Annotated in this window: 23 protein-coding genes; 19 read left to right on the top strand and 4 right to left on the bottom strand. The window is 37.1% G+C overall.

Annotation, left to right across the window (positions count from 1 at the left end; all coding sequences use genetic code 11):
* Positions 1–56 precede the first annotated feature (56 nt).
* The 4 genes from ACFSW4_RS11260 to ACFSW4_RS11245 all read left to right on the top strand — a co-directional run bounded on the left by ACFSW4_RS11260 (position 57) and on the right by ACFSW4_RS11245 (position 3,700).
* Complete coding sequence (locus ACFSW4_RS11260; protein WP_377329350.1) at positions 57–794, top strand: ABC transporter ATP-binding protein; 738 nt, start codon at positions 57–59, stop codon at positions 792–794.
* Complete coding sequence (locus ACFSW4_RS11255; protein WP_377329348.1) at positions 794–2,014, top strand: ABC transporter permease; 1,221 nt, start codon at positions 794–796, stop codon at positions 2,012–2,014. The genes ACFSW4_RS11260 and ACFSW4_RS11255 overlap by 1 nt, the downstream gene beginning before the upstream one ends.
* 452 nt (positions 2,015–2,466) lie before the next feature.
* On the top strand, positions 2,467–3,321 hold the full coding sequence (locus ACFSW4_RS11250) for a YitT family protein (protein WP_054754705.1): 855 nt from the start codon (positions 2,467–2,469) through the stop codon (positions 3,319–3,321).
* A 64-nt stretch (positions 3,322–3,385) separates the two neighbouring features.
* The gene (locus tag ACFSW4_RS11245) at positions 3,386–3,700 is read left to right on the top strand and encodes a YbjQ family protein (RefSeq protein WP_054754704.1); all 315 of its coding nucleotides are present in this window, start codon (positions 3,386–3,388) and stop codon (positions 3,698–3,700) included.
* 43 nt (positions 3,701–3,743) lie between these two features.
* Here ACFSW4_RS11245 and ACFSW4_RS11240 read toward each other — a convergent pair whose 3' ends face one another.
* A complete protein-coding gene (locus tag ACFSW4_RS11240) occupies positions 3,744–4,919 on the bottom strand; it encodes a M20 metallopeptidase family protein (RefSeq protein WP_279401920.1) in 1,176 nt (391 codons plus the stop codon).
* A gap of 219 nt (positions 4,920–5,138) precedes the next feature.
* Here ACFSW4_RS11240 and liaF point away from each other — a divergent pair, with 219 nt between their 5' ends.
* Genes liaF through ACFSW4_RS11225 form a run of 3 tightly spaced genes read left to right on the top strand, consistent with a single transcriptional unit; the run spans position 5,139 to position 7,722 of the window.
* Positions 5,139–6,017, top strand: a complete 879-nt coding sequence (gene liaF, locus ACFSW4_RS11235) for a cell wall-active antibiotics response protein LiaF (protein ID WP_377329346.1) — start codon at positions 5,139–5,141, stop codon at positions 6,015–6,017.
* A gap of 11 nt (positions 6,018–6,028) precedes the next feature.
* Positions 6,029–7,066, top strand: a complete 1,038-nt coding sequence (locus ACFSW4_RS11230; RefSeq protein ID WP_377329344.1) for a sensor histidine kinase — start codon at positions 6,029–6,031, stop codon at positions 7,064–7,066.
* An 11-nt stretch (positions 7,067–7,077) separates the two neighbouring features.
* Positions 7,078–7,722: a response regulator gene (locus ACFSW4_RS11225; RefSeq protein WP_377329342.1), complete on the top strand. Its 645-nt coding sequence runs from the start codon at positions 7,078–7,080 to the stop codon at positions 7,720–7,722.
* Between the two features lie 79 nt (positions 7,723–7,801).
* Here ACFSW4_RS11225 and ACFSW4_RS11220 read toward each other — a convergent pair whose 3' ends face one another.
* Positions 7,802–8,290 (bottom strand): antibiotic biosynthesis monooxygenase family protein, encoded by a 489-nt coding sequence (locus tag ACFSW4_RS11220; RefSeq protein WP_054754701.1) that lies wholly within the window; start codon positions 8,288–8,290, stop codon positions 7,802–7,804.
* 118 nt (positions 8,291–8,408) lie between these two features.
* On the opposite strand from ACFSW4_RS11220, the gene ACFSW4_RS11215 reads away from it, so the two are divergent.
* The 4 genes from ACFSW4_RS11215 (at position 8,409) to hemY (ending at position 14,067) form a co-directional block, all read left to right on the top strand.
* Positions 8,409–10,571, top strand: coding sequence for a transglycosylase domain-containing protein (locus ACFSW4_RS11215; protein WP_377329340.1), 2,163 nt, complete (start codon positions 8,409–8,411; stop codon positions 10,569–10,571).
* Between the two features lie 121 nt (positions 10,572–10,692).
* Complete coding sequence (gene hemE, locus ACFSW4_RS11210; protein WP_377329338.1) at positions 10,693–11,727, top strand: uroporphyrinogen decarboxylase; 1,035 nt, start codon at positions 10,693–10,695, stop codon at positions 11,725–11,727.
* Between the two features lie 14 nt (positions 11,728–11,741).
* Positions 11,742–12,671 carry a ferrochelatase gene (hemH, locus tag ACFSW4_RS11205; protein ID WP_377329336.1) on the top strand — a complete coding sequence of 310 codons (930 nt, stop codon included), beginning with the start codon at positions 11,742–11,744 and terminating at the stop codon, positions 12,669–12,671.
* A gap of 10 nt (positions 12,672–12,681) precedes the next feature.
* A complete protein-coding gene (hemY, locus tag ACFSW4_RS11200; protein WP_377329334.1) occupies positions 12,682–14,067 on the top strand; it encodes a protoporphyrinogen oxidase in 1,386 nt (461 codons plus the stop codon).
* A 661-nt stretch (positions 14,068–14,728) separates the two neighbouring features.
* On the opposite strand, the gene yhfH is transcribed toward hemY, so the two are convergent.
* The gene (gene yhfH, locus ACFSW4_RS11195; RefSeq protein WP_279401914.1) at positions 14,729–14,857 is read right to left on the bottom strand and encodes a protein YhfH; all 129 of its coding nucleotides are present in this window, start codon (positions 14,855–14,857) and stop codon (positions 14,729–14,731) included.
* 101 nt (positions 14,858–14,958) lie between these two features.
* Here yhfH and ACFSW4_RS11190 point away from each other — a divergent pair, with 101 nt between their 5' ends.
* From ACFSW4_RS11190 to ACFSW4_RS11160, 7 genes are all read left to right on the top strand, one after another.
* The gene (locus ACFSW4_RS11190) at positions 14,959–15,687 is read left to right on the top strand and encodes an MBL fold metallo-hydrolase (protein WP_377329332.1); all 729 of its coding nucleotides are present in this window, start codon (positions 14,959–14,961) and stop codon (positions 15,685–15,687) included.
* Between the two features lie 56 nt (positions 15,688–15,743).
* A complete protein-coding gene (locus ACFSW4_RS11185) occupies positions 15,744–16,751 on the top strand; it encodes a lipoate--protein ligase (protein ID WP_377329330.1) in 1,008 nt (335 codons plus the stop codon).
* A gap of 202 nt (positions 16,752–16,953) precedes the next feature.
* The gene (locus ACFSW4_RS11180; RefSeq protein WP_377329328.1) at positions 16,954–18,495 is read left to right on the top strand and encodes a fatty acid--CoA ligase family protein; all 1,542 of its coding nucleotides are present in this window, start codon (positions 16,954–16,956) and stop codon (positions 18,493–18,495) included.
* 172 nt (positions 18,496–18,667) lie between these two features.
* Positions 18,668–19,672, top strand: a complete 1,005-nt coding sequence (locus ACFSW4_RS11175; protein ID WP_377329326.1) for an ABC transporter substrate-binding protein — start codon at positions 18,668–18,670, stop codon at positions 19,670–19,672.
* A gap of 12 nt (positions 19,673–19,684) precedes the next feature.
* Positions 19,685–20,695: an ABC transporter permease gene (locus ACFSW4_RS11170; RefSeq protein WP_054754699.1), complete on the top strand. Its 1,011-nt coding sequence runs from the start codon at positions 19,685–19,687 to the stop codon at positions 20,693–20,695.
* Positions 20,679–21,476, top strand: coding sequence for an ABC transporter ATP-binding protein (locus ACFSW4_RS11165; RefSeq protein ID WP_054754698.1), 798 nt, complete (start codon positions 20,679–20,681; stop codon positions 21,474–21,476). Before ACFSW4_RS11170 ends, ACFSW4_RS11165 begins: the two co-directional genes overlap by 17 nt.
* Before the next feature lie 212 nt (positions 21,477–21,688).
* Positions 21,689–22,201 carry a competence protein ComK gene (locus ACFSW4_RS11160; protein ID WP_377329324.1) on the top strand — a complete coding sequence of 171 codons (513 nt, stop codon included), beginning with the start codon at positions 21,689–21,691 and terminating at the stop codon, positions 22,199–22,201.
* On the opposite strand, the gene ACFSW4_RS11155 is transcribed toward ACFSW4_RS11160, so the two are convergent.
* Positions 22,149–22,538: a hypothetical protein gene (locus tag ACFSW4_RS11155; protein WP_377329322.1), complete on the bottom strand. Its 390-nt coding sequence runs from the start codon at positions 22,536–22,538 to the stop codon at positions 22,149–22,151. The two genes, ACFSW4_RS11160 and ACFSW4_RS11155, sit on opposite strands and share 53 nt — an antisense overlap.
* Positions 22,539–22,682: 144 nt before the next feature.
* On the opposite strand from ACFSW4_RS11155, the gene ACFSW4_RS11150 reads away from it, so the two are divergent.
* A complete protein-coding gene (locus ACFSW4_RS11150) occupies positions 22,683–23,345 on the top strand; it encodes a TVP38/TMEM64 family protein (protein WP_054754696.1) in 663 nt (220 codons plus the stop codon).
* Positions 23,346–23,355 lie beyond the last annotated feature (10 nt).

The raw sequence follows: 23,355 nt of genomic DNA, 5'->3' as shown, positions 1-23,355 counted from the left end.
TAACCAAATTTTTGGTATGATAAACAGTAGCGATATAGAAAGAAGTGAGGGATAACATGAGCGACCTTTTAAGAATCGAAGAATTAGTCGGTGGCTATACACAGCAGAATGTTTTGCACGGAATATCATTTGATGTCAAACAAGGTGAAGTGGTTGGACTGATTGGTTTAAATGGAGCTGGAAAAAGTACAACCATTAAACATATTATTGGGTTAATGAGCCCTAAACAAGGGTCTATTCGTATTAATGGGCTCACGGTTAAAGATGATTTAGAAGAATACAGGCGAGAGTTTGCCTACATACCTGAAATGCCAATGTTGTATGAAGAGCTAACATTGGAAGAGCATTTAAGATTGACTGCGATGGCTTACGGAATTGATGAGGAAACTTACCAAAAAAGAACTGAATTTTTATTAAAAGAGTTCCGTTTAGATAATAAGAAAAAGTGGTTTCCAGTTCATTTTTCAAAAGGGATGCGCCAGAAAGTTATGATTATGTGTGCGTTTTTGGTCAAACCATCTTTATATATCGTAGATGAACCGTTTGTTGGCCTGGATCCTCTTGGTATTCAATCTTATTTAGATACCATGAATGAAATGAAAGAGCAGGGTGCAGGCGTATTAATGTCAACACATATTTTAGCAACCGCAGAAAAGTACTGTGATCGATTTGTTATTTTACACCAAGGTAAAATTCGTGCATTCGGAACTCTCGAGAAACTACAACAAGATTTTAACATGCCAAACGCCAGCCTAGATGACATTTATGTTCAATTAACAAAGGACGATGCCTAATGGATACGAATCAATTATGGAAAGAGCGATTTAGCCATCATATTAAAATGTTAAGCCGCTATTTACGATTAATGTTTAATGATCATTTAGCATTCGCATTAATCTTCTTCGTTGCCGCCGGAGCATATTTTTACCAACAATGGTTGGAAGGTGTACCCGAGACATTTCCGGTTGATTGGATTATGGCAGTTGTTCTAGGGCTTTTATTAGCCCATAGTCCCGTACGTACATTTTTTAAAGAAGCGGACATGGTGTTTTTGTTAAGTATTGAAAACCGGCTAAAGCCCTATATGAGAAACGGAATAATTTATAGCTTAGTCATACAGGCCTATTGGATTGCGATTTTTCTATTTGTGTTTACCCCGCTTTATTTAAAACTTTATCCAGATATTAATGCTAAATATTTATTGATTATGCTTGGCATTTTAATAGGAATTAAAGTTGTTAATTTACTAGCTGTTTGGTTTTTGGACCAAACGCGCGACCGTAGATTGCAATTTTTAGATTTACTTGTAAGGTTAGCCATCAATGTGATGCTAGTATATTTTCTCGTCAATAGTGAGTTTGTTTATGTGAGTATTGCTGCATTCCTTATTATTGGAGTTGCATTCTTGAATTACTGGAATATTTTTAAACAAAATTCACTACCCTGGGATGTGTTGATTGAAAAAGAAGAAGCGAGACTACAGTTATTTTATCGAATGGCTAATTTATCAACAGATGTTCCTGATTTAAAACGTAAACCTAAGAAGCGTCATGCCATTGTCCGATTGATCACTAAGCCAATTAAATTCGATCAATCTAGTACGTTTGTATATTTATATTTCATTACTTTTATTAGAAGCGGTGACTATTTTGGAATGTACTTAAGATTAATGGGGTTAACGGTATTCTTTATATACTGGGTACCATTATTTTGGGGAAAACTTATTTTTGCGGTATTGTTTTTATTTGTGACTGGCTTTCAGTTTATAACGATTTACAATCATCATAAAACATTGGACTGGATTCAGCTTTACCCAGTGCCCGAGACGCTACGCCGTAAAGCTGTTCATCAGTTAATATTTCTTCTGATGTTTTTTAAAGTCATTGTTCTGTTTGTGTTCTTCATATTCGTGAGTGATTTAATTGGCGCCGTGATTTATGGAGGAATCGGATTAGCATTTACCTTAATGTTTGAGAACTTTTATGTAAAATCACGAATTCGCAAAATGAGTTAATCACAGTGGTACATGTCATTTCTTGGCATGTACCATATTTCGTTTTTAAAAACGTGAGGTTATTACGTTATGATCGAATAGTTTCTGATATAAGTTTTTCTAGACAAATTTTGGCTTTACTAGACAATTTGGCTACAATACTAGACAAAATAAAGAATTTACTAGACAATTCTTAAAATTTACTAGACAAAATTTAAAAAATACTAGACAATTTTGCAAATTTACTAGAAGATTTTTCTCAATACTAGACAATTCAATTTATTTAAAGAGATCTTTAGATAATAGCTTTCCACATAGTAAACGTAATTATTTCAAATGCCCTTATGAAACGTCTATAATATTATAAAAGCCTTTTAGTGCGTTAATACGTTCATTCACTGTCATTCACAAAATGACATTCGAGTGTTAAAATCATCAAGGTTTAGTTTTTGACAGTAGAGAGGAAGACAGACATGGTAACAAGACATAATGGACGAGTTCCAATTTGGCAGCAATTATTTTACATCGTTTTAGGCTCTGCAATAGTTGCATTTGCGTATAATGGATTCTTGCTCCCCAATTATATTGCAGCAGGTGGAGTTAGTGGTATTAGTACTATTACAGAGTATCTATTTAATATTGAACCTGCCTATGTTATTTGGGCGGTTAATCTACCTGTATTAATTCTAGCTTTTTATTTAATCGGAAAAGGATCTGCCTTACGTTCTGTAGCGGGTTCATTAGTGCTACCGTTTTTCGTATACATAACAAGAAATATGGAACCAATTTCTGAAGAGGTGATTTTGGCATCAATCTTCGGTGGAATTGGTGTAGGAATTGGATTAGGTATTGTCTACTTAGGAGATGCATCAACAGGTGGAACATCGCTTATCGCACAAATGATTTATAAGTATTCAAATTTATCACTTGGTGCGAGTTTAGCTGTGATAGATGGCTTGATTGTTTTGACAGCGATCATTGTTTTTGATGTCGAACTTGGCTTGTTTGCCTTAATTGGCTTATTTATGACAAGTAAGTCGATTGACTTCGTACAAACGGGTTTCAACCGAACCAAGGCTACTCTTATCGTTTCAGGCAGACATCGTGAAGTTCAGCAAGCGATATATGAAAAAGTAGACCGTGGTGTGACAAGGATTTCGGCACAAGGTGGTTTCACAGAACAGGATCGTCCTGTTCTAATGTGTGTAGTAAACCAAACGGAAATTAGTAAATTAAAACGAACGATTAAGGAAGCGGATGATGAGGCGTTCGTGATTGTTATGGATTCATCTGAAGTATTAGGAAGGGGCTTTTATCAGTCCACTTAAAGGAATTCTCAAACTATATGTCGAACTGGTACATATATCCTAAATATGGAAAGGGAGATTATAGGTGATTGTAACCACAACAAATTCTATTCAAGGTCATGAGATTGAAGAGTATGTAGATTTAGTAACAGGTCAAACCATTATGGGTGCTAATGTCGTTAGAGATTTTATGGCTAGTATTACTGACGTTGTAGGTGGAAGGAGTGCACAGTATGAAAATAAACTAAATCAAGGGAAAGAAATTGCAATTAAAGAGATGAAGCAGGAAGCTACAGACCGAGGAGCGAACGCTGTGATCGGTGTGGATTTAGATTTTGAAACTCTACGTGATGGCATGATGATGATTGTCGCTAGCGGGACAGCGGTCAAACTTAAATAAGTAAGAGCCTCGCGCAATCAAGCGCGAGGCTCTTTTAATGAAATTATGCATGATCTTCTTGATACTTTTTATAGCCATGTACTAGTGCTTTGGCTGCAATTGGTAATGCCTGCTCATTAATATCAAATTTAGGGTGATGATGCGGATAATCATGACCTTCAATTTGAGCACCTGTAAAGAAGAAAGCGCCAGGACGTTCTTCTAAGTAATAAGCAAAATCTTCACCGCCCATAACGGGAGGAACGTCGTTAACTTCCTTAACATCTGGTATTTCATGACCTAAGTTTAGGTAGTACTTCGTTTCTGCTTCATGATTCACAACAGGTGGGTAACCTTTTACGTAGTCGAAGTCATAATCTGCATCATAGCTTTCTGCTATTCCTTTAACCACTTTTTCCATTTCATTAATAATTTGTTCTTGAACCTCTTTATCTAAATAACGCACTGTTCCTTGTAATCTTGCAGTGTCAGGAATCACATTGAACGCTTCTCCAGCTTCCATAACACCAATGGTTAACACAGCTGAATGTAGTGGGTCTAAACGGCGACTTACAATCTGTTGTAAATCAACAGTTGCTTGACCTGCCATCATCACGGGGTCTTTAGTTTGATGAGGCATCGCACCGTGACCGCCTTTACCTTTAAAAATGATTTCAAAACGATCTGCACCACCCATGAAGGCTCCACTTTTACTTTCAATTGTATGTAGTGGAGATGTAGCCCATAAGTGTGTTCCGAATACAGCATCGACACCTTCTAATGCACCATCTTCAATCATTGGTTTAGCTCCGCCCGGTGCAAATTCTTCAGCGGGCTGGTGAAGAAGGACGATCGTACCTTGAAGCTCATCTTTAAAAGGTAGAACAGCTTCAGCAATAGCTAATAAACTGGCTGTATGACCGTCATGACCACAAGCATGCATGACACCATCCACTTTTGATTTATATGGGACGTCATTTTCTTCTTGGATCGGTAGTGCATCGAAGTCTGCTCTTAACGCAACGGTTTTACCAGGCTTACCGCCTTCAATTCTTGCAACAATCCCATAACCACCAATATTTGATGTATAAGGGATACCTAATTTATCATAGCGTTCTTTAATGAAACGTGATGTTTCTTTTTCTTCAAAAGATAGTTCAGGATGCTGATGCAAGTAGCGGCGATCCTCAACCATACGTTCATAAAGCCCATCTATTTGTTCATACACTTTATTCCACATATGTATAACCTCCCATTCCAAATAATTAAATTGAGTATATCAGAAATTAAAAGATAGATAAATATTAGGTGCTCAGTCTAGAGTCTGAGATGAAAACAAACTTAAGGATGTTACTAAAAGTATATAAAAATAGTATGATAGAATTAATTAAATTAGGCTAAAAAGCATTATTAAAGGATATTTACGGTGTATGACGAATAAAATTTGTAGGTGAGTAAAATGTTAAATAAATTATTTTCAAGACTAGCAAAATGGACAATCGCCCTTATCTTTATAGCATTTGGTGTAGTTCTAATCTTACAAAATCTAAGTATTATTACCTTGGAAATGTCGAATGTTGTTTGGGACTCATGGCCTGTGATTATTGTATTAATTGGTTTAGTTTCTTTTTCTAATTATTTTATACCTTACAAATCTGGGAGCTGGAAGTTTGGATCGTTTTTAATCGTTTATGGTGTTCTTTTATGGGCGGGAAATTTCGATTATATCGAATTCGGCATCATCGATGTGTGGAAGCTTTGGCCACTCATATTAGTCTACATCGGTGCGAATATTCTTACGGGTAGAAAAACCGTTTCTATTTACGTTGATTCAGATGATGATGAGGTAGATGGTGATCATCATGATTTCGTAAAAACCCAATCAAACGAGAAGTATTCAGCATATGATTCTCATGTTGAGTCATCAAAGAAAAAAAGTCCAAAAGGGAAGTATTATCACCATGTATATAAAAAACAAAAACATTTTATATCGGACATTAACTTCTCCAGTGAAAATTGGGAAGTAAGAGATATGGATATGTGGACCGGGATTGGTGATTTATATTTTGATTTCTCAAAAGCTTATATTCCAAATAAAGAAACTAAAATAAAATTACGTGGATATATTGCTGATATTCATATGAAATTACCTGAAAATGTTGCTTATAAAATCCATGCAAGTGTCAAAATTGGAGAAGCGACTGTGTTTAATCAAAAAGGTCACGGACCTATTGGTGGGCCTGTGACTTATATTTCTGATGATTATGAGGCGGCTGCGAAAAAGATTGATATTTTCATGGATTATAAAATTGGCGATATAACGGTTAATTACGTTTAGGAGCGGTGTAGATGTTAAAGAAGCTCAAAGGTATTCGCTTTCAAATGATGCGAACTGAATTATATATCATTTATTTCTCATTACTCATTATTTCATTAATATCCTTTTTTACTTATTCAGTATTTCAGCCTGAATGGCTGCACTTAGAGGCGATTTTCTTTCTTTTAATTATGATTATAGTCGTCATGACGCCCATAGGGTTATATGTAATCTTTAAACAAACGAAGTATATTAAAGATCGGCTTCACGCCTTTTCTATTTTTGTCTCTATGCTTCAGCAAGGAAAATACAGTGCTAAACTGTTTCTGGAAGAATCTGAGGATGAGTTAGATAACTTTACAGAAGAGTTAAATGATTTGGCAAAGAAAATGAAAGATCAGGTCAATACTCTTCAGCGACTTGCAGATGAGAAGTCTGAGTTTGCTCAGCAAGCACATATTGCAGCCACCATGGAGGAAAGGCAACGATTGGCACGAGATTTGCATGATGCTGTAAGTCAGCAGTTATTTGCCCTTACGATGATGTCTCAAGCAACGGTTAAATTAATCGATCAAAAACCTGACCATGCCAAAAAACAAATAGAAGAAATTTCAGAAATGGCACTACAAGCTCAAAATGAGATGAGGGCGTTATTATTACATCTACGCCCAATCTACTTATCTGGTGAGCCACTTCATGAGGGTCTTGTTAGATTAATAGAAGAGTTAAAGAAAAAATCTAACATTAACTTTAACTTAGATCTTGATGAAGTTGAGGTCTCACAATCAAAAGAAGAGCATATTTTTAGAATGGTGCAAGAAGCGTTATCTAATATACTAAGACATGCCAATGCTCAAAATGTGAAAGTTGAATTAAAGAATAAAGATCAAGAAATATTTATCCATATTGATGATGATGGCGTAGGGTTTAAAGCAGATGAGCAATTAGAACAAAAAACATCTTATGGTCTTCAGACTATGAAAGAGCGGTGTGAGGAAATTGGTGGTACGTTTCGAATTAAATCACAAGAAGGTCATGGAACATATATAGATATTCGGATTCCGAAATAGGAGTGATGTGTATGGAACCCATTAAAGTATTAGTAGTAGATGATCATGATGTTGTGCGTAAAGGAATTATTACTTATTTAATGACTGAAGATGACATCGACGTTGTTGGTGAAGCATCTAGTGGATTTGATGGAGCTAAGCTAGCTAAAGAATTGAATCCTGATGTCATCTTAATGGACTTGATTATGGATCATGGAACTGGGATTGAAGCAACTGATCTAATTATGAAAGCACAGCCAGATATTAGAATAATTATCTTAACGAGTTACTATGATGACGAGAAAGTGTTTCCGGCACTCGAGGCAGGAGCTTTTAGTTATATGCTTAAAACGTCTTCTGCAGATGAAATTGCTCTAGCGATCAAAAAGGCTGCAAAAGGTGAAAATGTGATTGAACCAAAGGTTGCCGGAGCAATGATGAATCGCATTAGAACACCAGAACGTCACCCCCATGAAATGTTAACCGAGAGGGAATTAGAAGTACTCATTTGCATTGGTAATGGTCTTACAAACAATGAAATTAGTGAGAAATTATTTATAGGCATTAAGACAGTAAAAACGCATGTAAGTAATATTTTAAGTAAGCTAGATGTTCAGGATCGAACGCAAGCCGCTGTTTACGCACATCGGAATGGGCTTATGAAAGAATCGACATAATATGCTTGAATGACTAACGATGCAAATATAAAAAAGGGTGTCCTTTTTCTAATGACTTCTGGACACCCTTTTATAAAGTTTAAGGCTCGATTACATCAAGTTGCGTGACATAAGAATGGCCGCTCACGTAACTTGGCTTTTGTTCTTGGTTGGCATGAGACTTCTTGAAATCCTGAGAATTTTTCCACTGCATAAAGTCGTCGACATGCTTCCACTGAGTTAAAATAATGTACGTATTGTCTCTAGTTGGACGCAGAATTCTGAATGCTTCAAATCCTTCAGCTGATTCAATGCTCCCTGACCGCTGTTTGAACTTATCCTCTAGAATTGGCCCGCCCTCAGAAGTAACGGGAATATTATTTAACACCATGTATCCATATTGTTTGAGTTCACCAATTTCTTCTACAATCTCATATTCCCGAGGCTCTTTTAATACATGCTGCTCCTCGCCTTCAATGACTGCTTTGGCATCCCCATCAAGTTCTTCCATAACAATTAAACTTTCATTCTTGTCTCTAAGCGATAGTAAAAAATCTCTTGTACCATGCGTTAACCATAATTTCTTCATAAAAAGTTCACCATTCCTTCATAAAGTCTTTATTTTCAAGTCTTTCACAAGATGTACTATAATGTAGAAAGTTTGAGATAAACTAATACATAATGAATAGTAAGATGAGGTGGCTAATTTGAAGTGGATCAAGCTCAAGCCATTCAATGACAAGTTTCCACGTTTAAAGTGGTTTGTATACAGTATTATAGCATTATTTGTTCTCACGGTAATGGGTTACGCTTTTATCCTACTTGGAGGACGTTTTGTTGTTGATGAGAAAAATTTTGTGTTATCGGAATCAACCGTCTTATTAACTGAGGACGGAGAAGAAATAATAAAGTTATACGATGAAAATCGCACGTATGTACCGATTGGTGATATACCGGAGCATGTTCAAGAGGCATTTATTGCCATTGAGGATCACCGTTTTTATGACCATGCAGGTGTAGATTTTTTTGCTGTGGCACGCGCGGTATCTAGAGATCTAATAACATGGAGCAAGGCAGAAGGGGCGAGTACGATTACTCAGCAACTCGTCAAAAATGTTGAATTAACCAACGAGAAGTCTTGGATGCGAAAAACTAAAGAGGTCATGGGCGCTATTTATCTTGAGCGCGTTAAAACGAAAGATGAAATTTTAGAATACTATTTAAACGAAATCTATTTTGGTCATGGGTTGTACGGCATTGAAGCGGCATCACAATATTTTTTCTCTAAATCTGTCGATGAATTAACTTTATCAGAAAGCGCTATGTTAGCAGCTATGCCTAAAGCTCCTAATCGTTTTTCGCCAATTAAAAATAAAGAAATCACTTTAGAAAGACGAAACCTCGTATTAGAGCGTATGTATAATTTGGACATGATTACGGCTGAGAAGCTAAATCAAACTACAGGAAAGACATTAGGATTAGAGATTGGAAAACAAGAAGAAAATCAGTGGCTTAACAGTTATATAGACCTAGTTGTTGAAGAAATTGAACAAGGTTATCATTTATCTAAAAACGAGATTTACACAGGTGGCTACGACATAACTGTTGGATTAGACAAACATGCACAACAAATCGCCTATCAAGAGTTACAAAAGGAAGAGTATTTCAAGGGATCAAAAGATAACACACAAGCAGCTGTCGTTATGCTAGACCAACAAACGGGTGTGATTCGTGCTGCATTAGGTGGCAGGCAGTATAACCGAGGAGATTTAAACCGCGTTAAGGTGAAAAGGCAGCCGGGCTCAACGATTAAACCTCTTGTAGTCTATGGGCCTGCATTAGAAGAAAGTTATTATAGCCCTTATACATTATTAAATGATGAAGTTAAAAATTATGACGGTTATGAACCTCACAATCATGATGAAGTTTACGAAGGGAAAATTACTTTATATGATGCGCTAAGAAAATCAAAAAATACAACAGCTGTATCTGTTTTAAACGAAATTGGAGTTGAGACAGGTAAGAGTTATTTAGAGAATATTGGTTATCAAATGAAAGATGAAGGATTATCGATTGCATTAGGAGGTTTAGAAAAAGGGTTAACCCCATTACAAATGGCTGCAGCTTATCGTACTTTTTATGATGAAGGTTTTTATATAGATCCTCACGCAGTCCTGAACATTAAAGACCGGCACGGAGATGAATTAGAGGCGAAACGTGAAGAACCAAAGCGATTATTTTCAAAGCAAACTTCCTGGTACTTAACTAGAATGCTGGAGGCGGTTGTGTCAAACGGGACAGCTAGTGGTAGCCAGTACCCTAAGAGTTTAGCCGGAAAAACCGGTTCAACACAGCATCCTTATGTTGAAAGTGGATACAAGGATTCCTGGTTTGTAGGATTTAACCCAAAATATACGATTGCTACTTGGATTGGATATGATCAAAGTAATGAGCAGCATTATTTAACAAGTGGAAGTGCATTAGCGACTCAATTGTCAAGTACCATCTTAACCAAACTTGATTCAGTTCATGATTTTCCAACTGAGTTTAATGTGCCAGATGGTGTTGAGGATTTACAAAAACCAGTTAGGTTACCACAAATAAATGATTTTGAAGCAGAGTTTTCATTTGGTTTATTTGATGGATTATTTGTAGAATTAACGTGGACTGCGAGTGAAGATGAGCGAATTGAATACCACATTTACAAAATTGTTAACGGTAAGCATGAGCACGTTGGAACCGTGAAAGGTAAAGGTCGCTATATAGACAACCAAGTTGATTACATTCGTAATCCTACTTATTATGTTGTGCCTGTTAATCCTCTTAATGATTATTCTGGTCAGCGTTCTAATGAAAGCCGAGCTTTTTAGTCAAAATTTGTCCAATAAGATTGGGCAAATTGATGACAATTCCAGCAGATTGCTATACACTAGCCCTATTTTCTTATATAGTGGTAATGGATTAAATGGTCGAGAATGAAAGGTGAATTAGATGAAAGAATTTAATGATACCATTTTAAATGCGTATAATGGTGAGAAAACAGATTACGCTCCAGTTTGGTTTATGCGTCAAGCGGGGCGCTCGCAGCCAGAATATCGTAAATTAAAAGAGAAATACTCACTGTTTGAAATTACTCATCAACCGGAACTTTGTGCTTATGTCACTGAGTTACCTGTTGTGAATTACAACACAGATGCAGCTATTTTATACAAAGACATTATGTCTCCACTGCCGCCTATTGGAGTTGATGTCGAAATTAAGAAAGGAATCGGCCCAGTGATTGAACAACCGATTCGAAGTAAATCTGATATTGAACGTTTAGGAGAGCTAGAACCTGAACAACATATTCCTTATGTATTAGATACGATTAAAATTTTAACTAAGGAAAAATTAAATGTTCCTCTAATCGGTTTTAGTGGTGCCCCTTTTACATTAGCAAGCTATATGATTGAAGGTGGCCCTTCAAAGCAATACAATAAAACTAAGGCAATGATGTACGGTGACCCCGAAACATGGTTTGCTTTAATGGACAAGTTAGCTGACTTAGTGATTACCTATACCAAGGCTCAAGTTAAAGCTGGAGCAAAAGCCATTCAAATTTTTGACTCATGGGTAGGTGCTGTTAGTGCGCCTGATTATAGGCAGTTTATCAAGCCTACAATGGAGAAAATTTTTAAGGCTTTAAAAGAAGAGAATGTTCCAACTATTCTATTCGGTATTGGTGCCAACCATTTATTACTCGAGTTTAATGACTTGCCTGTTTCAACAGTTGGTCTTGATTGGAGAACGTCAATTACAGAAGCACGTAATATGGGAATTACCAAGACTCTTCAAGGAAATTTAGATCCAGCTATTTTACTTGCAGATTGGGATGTTATTGAGTCTCGAACTAAAGAGATTCTAGATCAAGCAAAAGCTCAAGATGGAGGTTATGTATTTAATCTTGGGCACGGCGTATTCCCGGATGTGCAGCCAGAGACACTGAAACGATTATCACACTTTGTACATGAGTACTCAGCGAAATAAAGGAGATGACAATCATGGCAACCAAAAAAATAGGATTACTCGTTATGGCCTATGGTACGCCATATAAGGAAGAAGATTTAGAACGCTATTACACTCATATTCGTCATGGAAGAAAACCAAGTGAAGAAGCAATAGAAGACCTGCGTAGTCGGTATGAAGCCATTGGTGGTATTTCACCACTAGCTAGAATTACTAGGGAACAAGGTGAAGCCCTAGAAGCTAAACTTAATGAAGTACAAGACGACGTGCAGTTTAAACTCTATCTTGGTTTAAAACATATCGATCCATTCATTGAAGATGCTGTTCAGCAAATGGCAAAAGACGGTATTAAAGAAGCGGTTAGTATTGTATTAGCACCTCATTATTCTACTTTTAGTATTAAATCTTATAATGGTAGAGCAAAGGAGGAAGCAGCTAAACACGGAATCGAACTGAAATCTGTCGTTGATTGGTACAATGAGCCTGGTTTTATTGATTACTGGGTCGAGCAAGTGAATAAGGTCTACGGTTCAATGCCTGAAGAAGACCGAGACAATGCATGCTTAGTTGTATCGGCACACAGTCTTCCGGAAAAAATTATTCAAGATGGTGACCCATATCCAGATCAACTGAAAGAAACTGCTGACTTAATTGCGAAAGGAGCAGGAATTAAGGATTACGAAATTGGCTGGCAAAGTGAAGGAAACACTCCAGAGCCTTGGTTAGGTCCAGATGTCCAGGATTTAACTCGCGATTTATTTGAACAGAAAGGCTATCAAGCATTTGTATATGCACCAGTCGGCTTCGTATCAGACCACTTAGAAGTGTTATACGACAATGATGTAGAATGTAAAGATGTATGCGATGATATTCAGGCCTCATACTATCGACCTGAGATGCCAAATACACATCCAAAGTTTATAAGTACCTTATCAAAAGTCGTACTAGATACATTGAAAGGCTAGGCGTTGTTCCATGCAAGAACGTAAGCGAGTTGTCATAATCGGCGGAGGCATAACGGGGCTTACCGCCGCTTATTATTTGACTAAACAATCTCATAACATTGATGTGACCTTAATCGAGGCAACAGATCGTCTAGGTGGTAAAATAGATACCCTTAAAAAAGACGGTTTCACCATTGAACGAGGGCCGGATTCCTTCTTAGAAAGAAAAGTAGATGCCAAACAGCTTGTCCAGGATTTAGGGTTAGATGATGAATTAGTTCGAAATGCGACAGGCCAGGCGTTTATCTTATCTCAAGACAGACTTCACCCAATCCCAAAAGGCTCTAAAATGGGGATCCCTCTTGAATGGAAGCCATTTTTAAGATCATCTTTATTTTCTATAAGGGGTAAAGTAGCTGCTTTTAATGATTTAATAATAGGTCGATCTGAAGAGAACGGGGATCAATCTGTTGGTCATTTCTTTAGACGCAGATTAGGCAATCAAGTCGTTGACCGCTTAATACATCCATTAATCTCGGGTATTTATGCAGGAGATATTGATTACTTAAGCTTAAATGCGACGTTCCCTCATTTTAAAGAAGTAGAAGCTAATCATAAAAGCTTGATTAAAGGTTTACGGGAGTCAGATAATCAAACGAATAAGAAAAATCAGCAAGGTCAATTTATGACGTTGAAGTCAGGGCTTCAAACCATTGTCAATCAGATTAAAGCTGAATTGCCTCAAGAATCCATAAACTTAAATCAACGTGTCACTCACATTGAGAAAAAGAATGATTCTTATACGGTGCATATTGAACATCAGAATGAACCAATTGAAGCAGATGACATCATTATGACAACTCCGCACCGTGTAACTGAGAAAATCTTTAGTCAGTATGATTTTATTCATGACTTTTCCGATGCTAAAAGTACATCTGTTGCAAATGTTGCTCTAGCATTTGAAAAGGATGCCATTGATAATCTTCCTCATGGGACAGGGTTTGTGGTATCTCGAAAAGAGCAATATCGAATTACAGCTTGTACTTGGACTCATAAAAAATGGCCTCATACAACACCAGAAGGACACATTCTAGTTCGAGCGTATGTAGGAAAACCTGGTGACGAAGAAGTTCTTGAAAAATCGAATGAAGAGATTGAACAAATTGTACTTAAAGATCTGCAAACGATAATGGAGATTAATAAACCACCTTTGTTTAAAGTGGTCTCGAGATGGCATAACGCAATGCCACAGTATACTGTTGGTCACTTAGATCGCTTAGAAACACTTGAAAATAAACTTGCCGAACACCTTCCAAATGTCTATGTTGCTGGTGCTTCATATAGAGGTGTCGGGTTACCAGATTGCATCAAACAAGCAAAGTCTGTTGTACAACAAATTAAACAGAAGATGAATTAACTAGAAAAAGCTTCTTGATGTATGAACTATACCCCAGTTAGTGGACTGGTTAAAAAAAGTCCCTAACTGGGGTTTACTATGTTATTTAACTATCACTGTTATAATGAATTTAATCGTAACTAGGACGCTTTATCAAGGAAGTAGTTCGTATATCGCAGTGGAAAGCGAAGTGTATTTCCACTGCTGGTTAAAATTAACGATAGAGGGAGTTTAACATTGAGTAAAACAAATTATAATGCTAACCAAACGGACCTACTCGATCAAACTCAAATGTTGCGGACTATTCATTGATTGTCGTGTTATTATTTTGATTACTTTTTTTGTATTTCAGCTTGGCCTGACACTCCTGCGGGAAAGCGAGCCAGGCGAGACCCCACAGAACGATACGTAGTGGCGTTCGAGAAGGCTCGCGGATCGCCCGCGGAAAGGGAAGGCCAAACCTGAAAGGTTAGCCCCAAGTGTCATTAAAAAGTTTTAGTAAAGAACCTAGACACGAAAAATTTGAAGAGCCAAAAAAATGATCCCGAATCAGTATCGAGATCATCTTTTAGCTGTCTAGCTTTTTTAAACTGTCCACTTTTTAGAGTATAGTTCAGTAAAATCATCTAAGTGCTTTTTCTATGTTGAGGGATTGGTTAAATCTTGTTGATTCAGGTAATTATTAAATAATAGTTGAGCATTTCTCACATTTGTTTGTGTAGCAATCGGCTTGCTCTTCCATTTCCTTTTTACAAGCGGCACATTTTTTCTTAGGTAAATTTCTAAAGAACTGCATTGGTGAGATTAACATGAGATTCCTCCTCGTGTCCTTTTAATAATACTATACTGTATTAATACAGATTTGTTAACACCTTTTTCTGTTTTAGTACAAAAATAGGAGGTTAGACCTATATGGAAATGAAAATTGTTGGTTTTTGGGGTGCTTATCCAGAAAAAAATGAAGCAACGTCATGCTATTTGTTGAAACATGACGACTACTCATTAATAATTGACTTGGGTAGCGGAGCATTATCTCGATTGCAAAACTATATCTCGTTAGATGAGATAGATGGTGTTGTTCTATCACACTTTCATCATGATCATATTGCAGACGTAGGGTCACTTCAGTACGCAAGTTTAGTTCAGAAGCAGCTAGGCAAGCGAACTCGTAAGTTACCGATTTATGCGCATCAAGATGACAAGCAAGCATTTCAAACGCTGAATCACCAAGCAACAGTCGGAACAGCTTACTATAATGGTCAGTCAATTGGTCCCTTTACGTTTAATTTTTTAAAAACGAAACATCCCAAACCTTGCTATGCCATGAGAATAGAATGTGAATTTAAATCTATTATCTATACAGCTGATACTGCTTATTTTAAAGAATTAGAAGACTTTTCTCGTGGAGCTGATCTGCTAATTGCAGAAACTAGTTTTTATAAAGGCATGAATGGTCAAAAAGCGGGTCACATGACAAGTGAAGAAGTAGGAAAGCTAGCGCATGCGGCTGGAGTCAAAGAATTGTGGCTGACGCACTTGCCTCACTTTGGCGATTTGAATCAGCTATACCTAGAAGCTGCTGAACAATTCTCGGGAACGATTAAACTAGCTCAAGAAGGCTTGACGTGGCGTAACAATTGAAGTTAATCGTAGAGTTATTTAAAATGAAAGAGGAGACTATAAAGGAGGATACATAAATGCTCTATTTTATTGATAACGAAAATATCACAGATCCATATATTAATCTTGCAATAGAAGAGTATGTTTTAAATCACTTAAATATTAGTGATGACCAGCAATATCTATTGTTCTATGTTAATGGCCCATCGATTATCATCGGTCGTAACCAGAATACGGTGGAGGAAATAAATACTGATTTTGTTGATGCGAATAATATCAAGGTCGTTCGTCGTCTATCCGGTGGGGGAGCAGTTTATCATGATTTAGGGAATTTAAACTTTAGCTTCCTGGCAAAAGATGAAGGTGATAGTTTTAGTAATTTCGCAAAGTTTACTCAGCCTGTTGTCGATGCGCTTCAAAAATTAGGGGTGGACGCAGAACTATCAGGCCGTAATGACTTAACTGCTTACGGGCGTAAAATTTCAGGTAATGCACAGTTCACGACAAAAGGCCGTATGTTCAGTCATGGAACGTTAATGTTTGATTCTGAAGTTGAGAATGTTGTATCATCCCTTAAAGTTAAGTCGGAGAAAATTCGTTCTAAAGGGATTAAATCAATACGCAGCCGTGTAGCGAATATTTCTGAGTTTCTAGATGACAAATTGACCATGGACCAGTTTAAAGAAGTATTATTAAAATATATCTTTGATGTGGAAGATGTTAAAGACGTACCTCGCTATGAGCTTAAAGAAGAGGACTGGAAAAAAATTAACGAGATATCAGAAAATCGCTATCAAAAATGGGAGTGGAACTATGGCCGTTCGCCTAAGTTTAACATCCAGCATTCGAAACGAATTGAAGGCGTCGGATCATACGATGTTCGTTTAGATGTTAAAAAAGGAGTTATTGAAGATGCAAACATTTTTGGTGACTTCTTCGGAATCGGCGAGGTTTCTGAACTAGAAGATGCTCTAAAAGGAGTCAAATATGAGCGATCCGCTATTCAAGAAGCGACTAAAGATTTAGATATTCAGTTTTATTTAGGAAAAATAGAAGAAGAAGACTTCTTATCGTTGATTTATTAAGGTATGAACCACAGCCAGGTTGTTTGGCTGTGGTTTTGTTATATTTGAAAACATGCTAATTGATATAATAATAAATATCTTACAATTTTGAATTTAGAAAGCCCTTTCACTTGATGTATCAAGTCTAATAAATTATAATGAATTCAGAAAATAATGAATGATTATTCATTCATACTTGCAATCTTCGAGGGGGATTATACATATGAATCTTAGTGATCAGCTGTCGCTTACGGCAAAAGATAATTTGTCCAAAACAGCCTATGTGTTTAACGGAGAGGAAACAAATTATCAAACATTAGAAGGTTCAGTAACAAAATTTGCTTCAAGTCTAAAGGAGCTTGGTTACCAAAAGGGAGACCATATCGCATTAGTGGTAGGTAACACACCTCATTTCATCATAGGAATGTACGGTGCCTTACGTTTAGGTTTAAAGGTTATTCCAGTTAATCCTATTTATACTGCAGATGAAATCGCATATATCATTAACAATGGGGATGTAAAAGGTGTTATCACACTAGATGTCTTGATGGAGAAGTTTGAAAAGATGGACAAGCTGATTCCAAATGTGAAGCATTATATTGTGGGTGAAACAAGTCCTGATTACGACGTAAACCAATCAGAGCTTAATGAACGCGCATTTTCATTTACTAAACTTGTTCACGCAGGTAGTTTAGAGCTTGAACGCCCAACATTAAACGATGATGAAACGGCAGTTATTTTATATACATCAGGAACAACTGGCAAACCAAAAGGGGCCATGTTAACTCATAAGAATCTTTACTCTAATGCAAAAGACGTTGCAGAGTATCTACAAATTGGAGCTAATGATCGTGTTATTGCGGCTCTACCGATGTTTCACGTATTCTGCTTAACCGTCGCACTCAATGCTCCATTAGTTAGCGGTGCAACGGTACTTGTCGTTCCGAAGTTCTCGCCAGAAGCAGTATTTGAAATTACAAAAGAGCATCATGCAACGGTATTTGCTGGAGTGCCAACTATGTACAATTATCTATTACAGTATCCTAATGAAGAGGAAAAAAATTTCTCCTCCATTCGATTGTGCATCTCTGGTGGAGCTTCGATGCCCGTTGCTTTACTTGAGAAATTTGAAGAGCACTTTGATGTTCGTGTATCAGAAGGTTATGGCTTATCAGAAGCATCACCTGTTACTGCATTCAACCCATTAGATCGCCCGCGCAAGGCTGGTTCTATTGGTACAAATATTGTCAACGTGGAAAACAAAGTAGTTGATGAAAATGGACAGGAACTACCAAGAGGTGAAGTTGGAGAGCTAATTGTTCGAGGACCAAATGTGATGAAAGGTTATTATAAGATGCCAGAAGAAACGAATGCATCTATTAAAGATGGTTGGTTATATACGGGTGATATGGCACGCCAAGATGAAGATGGATATTTTTACATTGTGGATCGTAAAAAAGACTTAATTCTGGTTGGCGGTTATAATGTTTATCCTCGTGAAGTAGAAGAGGTATTGTATAGCCATGAGAAGATTAGTGAAGTGGCAGTCATAGGTGTTCCAGACCCTAACTTAGGTGAGGCAGTTGTTGCCTTTGTTGTCGCAACAGATGAATCTGTTAGCGAAGAAGATTTATTTAAACTATCAAAAGAAAAATTAGCAAAATATAAAGTTCCTAGCGAAATTAGATTCTTAGATGAACTTCCAAAAAATACAACCGGAAAAATTTTAAGAAGAAGCTTGAAGGAACAACTCGCGACACAATAACAACGTAATCGCTTTCAAAATTCCCTAGTCAAATTGACTGGGGAATTTTTTTATGAAAAAAGGGTTGATTTCATTAATTGAAATCTCTATACTTGAAAACAATATTCCAAAAATGCTTTATTACATAAAAGCACACAAGCATAAAAGCGTTAAAAGAGGGGAGATTTTATTTATGAAAAAAATAGGGACATGGATTTTAATGATTGGTATTACTGTGATGCTTGCAGCATGTGGGACTTCTTCAGATGCAGAAAGCAGTGAGGATCGTAAAAGTGGTGAAGGTGAAGCATTAACCGTTGGGATCACACAAATTGTTGAACACCCTGCATTAAATAGAGCTACCGAAGGATTTAAAAAGGCTTTAAATGAAGCGGGGTTAAACGTCAATTTCGTTGAAGAAATTGCACAAGGAGATAACAACAATAATCAAATGATTGCGCAAAAGTTTGTTGGAGATGAAGTGGATTTAATATTTGCGAACTCAACTCCAAGTGCTCAAAGCGCATTAAATGAAACGAAGGACATTCCAATTGTTTTTACATCTGTAACAGACCCAGTTGGTGCAGGACTTGTTGAATCCATGAAACAACCGGGCGGAAATGTAACAGGAACAGCTGATATGCATCCTGAAACATTATCAAAGACTCTAGGTTTAATAAAAGATTTAGATAAGAAAACAGTTGGTCTGATCTATAATGCTTCTGAACAGAACTCAGTTTCTCAAGTTGAATCTGTTAAGAAGTTGGCAAAAGAAAAAGGGTTAGACACAGCAGAAGCAACCGTTTCTTCCTCTTCTGAAGTTAAACAAGCAGCTGAATCGTTAGTAGGAAAGGCTGATTCGTTCTTAATTATTACAGATAACACAGTGGTTAGCGCATTAGAGTCAGTGTTAATGGTCGGACAAGAACAAGACATTCCAGTTGTGGTCAGTGAACATGATTCAGTTAAGCGTGGCGGCTTTGCAGCATACGGATTTGATTACTTTGACATTGGACTCGAAGCTGGTCAAAAAGCTGTTCAAATTTTAAAAGAAGGTAAAGCTCCAGGTGAAATTCCAGCTGAACATCCACAGAACTTAAAACTGATGATTAATAAAGAAGCGGCTGAAAAAATGGGCGTTGAATTAACAGATAAGGTGAAAGAGAAAGCAGAAATTGTGACAACTGAGAAAGAGTAGAGGAGAATTCATATGGTTAGTGCATTATACGGCGCAGTAGAATCAGGATTAATCTACGCGATTATGGCTTTAGGTGTATACATTTCTTTTAGAATACTAGATTTTCCGGACTTAACCGTAGATGGCAGTTTTGTAACAGGTGGTGCTGTCACATCAGTCATGATTGTAGGCGGATCCAGTCCAATCGTTGCGACATTAGCAGGGGCGTTTGCCGGGCTGTTAGCAGGAATCATCACAGGACTCTTGCATACGAAAGGTAATATTAATCCACTACTTGCAGGGATTCTGATGATGATCGCCTTGTATTCTATCAACTTACGTATAATGGGTCAGCCGAATATCCCGATGTTAAATGAGACAACGCTCTTTACGATGATTTCACAAACGTGGACTAATTTGGCTCTAGACCAGGTGTTAATAGTCCCATTTAAATGGTTAGGAATTGCTAGCTATGCACCAAGTACGTTTTACGTCATTGTCTCTATGATGATCATCGTTTTAACGGTTAAAAAGTTACTAGATTTCTTTCTGCGTACTGAAGCGGGGATTACGCTTAGAGCAACGGGTGATAATCAAAGTATGGTAAAAAGCTTTTCAACCAATACGAATTTATATATTACGTTAGGTATGGGGCTTTCCAATGCTCTCGTTGCTTTAAGCGGCGCACTAATTGTTCAGTTCAACGGCTTTGCAGATGTGAACTTAGGTGTAGGGATGATTATTATAGGGCTAGCTTCGGTTATTATCGGTGAAGTCTTATTTGGAAAAGATAAAATCGTTCGGATGACTCTAGCGGTTATTTTAGGTTCAATTGTTTACCGCGCGATTTACGCACTGGCACTACGTGTGGATTTTCTAGAGGCTAGTGATATGAAGCTGATCACAGCACTGATTGTTATTTCAGCTTTAGTGTTACCGAACACCTTAGAGAAATCAAAAGCCAAACGCGAGTTTAAAAAATCGCAAAGACGCGCATTAAATCACAATCAGGAAGGAGGGGTCCAGCATGCTTCAGCTAAATAACATTTATAAAACTTTCTATCCTAATACTCCCGATGAACGTCGAGCGTTAAACAATATATCACAGAAGCTTAGTCCTGGTGACTTTGTTACAATTATTGGAAGTAATGGAGCAGGGAAGTCGACTTTACTTAACATGTTAGCTGGCACTCTCCTACCTGATGAAGGGAATGTCTGGATTGATGGGAAAGACGTTACGTCATGGCCAGAAGAAAAACGTGCTAAACTCATCGGACGCGTATTTCAAAACCCGCTGATGGGAACGGCACCCGGCATGACCATTGAAGAAAATATGATGATCTCTCTCGGCCGAACCCAAAACCGCAGCTTATTCTCTGGTATTACGAAAAAAACACGTCATCAATTTCGTGAACATTTGCAGACGTTAGAAATTGGATTAGAAAACCGGTTAAACTCTAAGGTCGGTCTACTATCAGGCGGTGAACGTCAAGCATTATCGCTGTTAATGGCAACTTTTACGGAACCTAAAATTTTGTTACTAGATGAACACACGGCCGCTCTTGATCCGTCCAAACAAGAACTCATTATTAAGTTGACAAAAGATTTGGTTGAAAAACAACAACTAACAACGGTGATGGTGACTCATCAAATGGAACAAGCCATTGAACTCGGAAACCGCTTGTGGATGATGGACGAAGGAAGCATTATTTTTGAAGCGAATGAAGAACAAAAACAAGATCTCACCGTGCCAGATCTACTGAATGAATTTGAAAAAGTTCGTGGTAAGCGAATGACAAGTGATAAGGCATTGCTGATGAAATAATTTACGGCTCAACTTTTTGGTTGAGCTTTTTTGTTGCTCACAACTATAAAAAGTGATTTCTATCTGTTTTTTACATTTATTTGGCTTTTAAGTAATCATTTTTTGAATTATTAAGCGGTTTTTGGGTGAAAAATCTAATATTAGGTCATTTAACTTTTTTAGTCGATTTTTATATATTTTTTCTAGACATTTGTAGAAAGGAGAAATATTGGATGAAGTTTAACGATACACCACAAATCACTGGTAAGACGTTAGCGGTTTTACCTTACTATATGAATGATGATACATTGGGGTCTCGAGTAATGGAAAAGGACCGAGAGTACCATACTCATTTAAGTCCGAAAAATGTTGTAGATTTAGGATGCAAAGCACACGGGTCAGATCTTAGAGGACGACTAAGTGGTGCACAATACGTGACCGGATTTAGCCGCAAAACTCCAATAGCGATTGACACGTATAATAAACTTTATTTTTTTCCAACTTCTTCGCCAAACTCTAATGAATGTGTGTGGATTTGTTATAATCATATTTTGTACATTGAAAAAGTTAAAACAAAACTAACGCGTGTTCACTTCAGCAATGGCCAAAGCCTACTGGTTAATATTTCTTATTTGTCTCTCAATAACCAGATCCAAAAAACAGCGCAGTTTCGAAACTTACTTGAGCAACGGATTAATAAGCTTCAGAAAGAAATTGAGCATGACCTTTTAGAGCTTCAATCATAAGCTCCTGATAGATGTTTTCAACCTTCTTTCGGACGGCGGGGTTGAAATACCGTCGTTCTTCTTCATAACCTCTTACGATAAATAAGTACGTTGAAAAGGTGTCGTTCTTTTGAATATAAACGACATCCATTTTGCCTTTCCTCATTTTTTCTCTTAATCGTCTTCGCTCATTCTTTGCGATTTGTTCCATATGTCTTAATAATTTTAAATAGGGTTCCTTTATTTTAAATGCTCCGTTTTCTATATGTGTTATGTCTTTTTCGAGTACAACAATAGCCATGGATAAAAATAAAAAGCGTGAAGTTATGTTAAATTCTTCTTCAGTTAAATAACGCATGGTGTTCATCCCTCCACAATATAATCGAACGTATGTTCTATTATATGCAATTGTGTTAAAATATTCAACATAACTGTGCTATGCAAAGTGTGTGAAATTGATATAAAATAGGAGTTAGACGTAGCAGAGATAGGGGCTAAACTCATGAATAAGGAATATTCTAATCTTGATGAACTTAAAGAAATGATGTCCGATTCCGTTGTCGGAAACTTTATTATACAATTACTCGAATTTTATGGAAGTTTTGGGCCGATACCAGGCCTGCTCCTGCCGTTTATAGAAGCGTTTTTACCTTTTTTACCTGTGATTGTGTTTATACTAGCTAACTCAATCGTATATGGTTTAATTTTTGGCTTCTTGTTTTCTTGGGTGAGTGCGTCAGCTGGTGCCATTTTAGTTTTTATCTTAATTCGTAAGTTAGAAAAGAAATTCCACTGGGTTGAACGTTTAAAAGAACAGAAACAAGTTAATCGAGTGATCTCATTTTTTGACCGTCATGGATTTGGACCGATATTCTTATTATTATGTTTTCCATTTTCACCATCAGCCATTATAAACGTGGTAGCAGCTTTTACGAGCATTTCCATTCAGCAGTTTATTCTTGCAGTCTTATTAGGTAAAGCGGCGATGATCTTTTCAGTTTCATTCGTTGGTGACAGTATTGCATCATTTGCCCAAAACCCAATGAGGACTATTATCGTAGGGGTTGCGATTGGACTGTTTTGGCTGATAGGTAAGTATATAGAAAAGCGCATTCAAGCATCTGCTGATCGAGCAAGACGTGAAGAAGTGAATGAAGATGATTAAGGGGGATTGG

Source organism: Piscibacillus salipiscarius (assembly GCF_042685285.1).
GTDB lineage: Bacteria > Bacillota > Bacilli > Bacillales > Alkalibacillaceae > Piscibacillus > Piscibacillus salipiscarius.
The sequence above is the reverse complement of the archived record's forward strand: the minus strand, read 5'-3'. Positions and strand labels throughout refer to the sequence as shown.

Coding starts and splice junctions, on each gene's coding strand:
- ACFSW4_RS11260 (WP_377329350.1), top strand. CDS start 57: ATGAGCGACCTTTTAAGAATCGAAGAATTAGTCGGTGGCTATACACAG.
- ACFSW4_RS11255 (WP_377329348.1), top strand. CDS start 794: ATGGATACGAATCAATTATGGAAAGAGCGATTTAGCCATCATATTAAA.
- ACFSW4_RS11250 (WP_054754705.1), top strand. CDS start 2,467: ATGGTAACAAGACATAATGGACGAGTTCCAATTTGGCAGCAATTATTT.
- ACFSW4_RS11240 (WP_279401920.1), bottom strand. CDS start 4,919: ATGTGGAATAAAGTGTATGAACAAATAGATGGGCTTTATGAACGTATG.
- liaF (WP_377329346.1), top strand. CDS start 5,139: ATGTTAAATAAATTATTTTCAAGACTAGCAAAATGGACAATCGCCCTT.
- ACFSW4_RS11230 (WP_377329344.1), top strand. CDS start 6,029: ATGTTAAAGAAGCTCAAAGGTATTCGCTTTCAAATGATGCGAACTGAA.
- ACFSW4_RS11225 (WP_377329342.1), top strand. CDS start 7,078: ATGGAACCCATTAAAGTATTAGTAGTAGATGATCATGATGTTGTGCGT.
- ACFSW4_RS11220 (WP_054754701.1), bottom strand. CDS start 8,290: ATGAAGAAATTATGGTTAACGCATGGTACAAGAGATTTTTTACTATCG.
- hemE (WP_377329338.1), top strand. CDS start 10,693: ATGAAAGAATTTAATGATACCATTTTAAATGCGTATAATGGTGAGAAA.
- hemH (WP_377329336.1), top strand. CDS start 11,742: ATGGCAACCAAAAAAATAGGATTACTCGTTATGGCCTATGGTACGCCA.
- hemY (WP_377329334.1), top strand. CDS start 12,682: ATGCAAGAACGTAAGCGAGTTGTCATAATCGGCGGAGGCATAACGGGG.
- yhfH (WP_279401914.1), bottom strand. CDS start 14,857: ATGTTAATCTCACCAATGCAGTTCTTTAGAAATTTACCTAAGAAAAAA.
- ACFSW4_RS11190 (WP_377329332.1), top strand. CDS start 14,959: ATGGAAATGAAAATTGTTGGTTTTTGGGGTGCTTATCCAGAAAAAAAT.
- ACFSW4_RS11185 (WP_377329330.1), top strand. CDS start 15,744: ATGCTCTATTTTATTGATAACGAAAATATCACAGATCCATATATTAAT.
- ACFSW4_RS11180 (WP_377329328.1), top strand. CDS start 16,954: ATGAATCTTAGTGATCAGCTGTCGCTTACGGCAAAAGATAATTTGTCC.
- ACFSW4_RS11175 (WP_377329326.1), top strand. CDS start 18,668: ATGAAAAAAATAGGGACATGGATTTTAATGATTGGTATTACTGTGATG.
- ACFSW4_RS11170 (WP_054754699.1), top strand. CDS start 19,685: ATGGTTAGTGCATTATACGGCGCAGTAGAATCAGGATTAATCTACGCG.
- ACFSW4_RS11165 (WP_054754698.1), top strand. CDS start 20,679: ATGCTTCAGCTAAATAACATTTATAAAACTTTCTATCCTAATACTCCC.
- ACFSW4_RS11160 (WP_377329324.1), top strand. CDS start 21,689: ATGAAGTTTAACGATACACCACAAATCACTGGTAAGACGTTAGCGGTT.
- ACFSW4_RS11155 (WP_377329322.1), bottom strand. CDS start 22,538: ATGCGTTATTTAACTGAAGAAGAATTTAACATAACTTCACGCTTTTTA.
- ACFSW4_RS11150 (WP_054754696.1), top strand. CDS start 22,683: ATGAATAAGGAATATTCTAATCTTGATGAACTTAAAGAAATGATGTCC.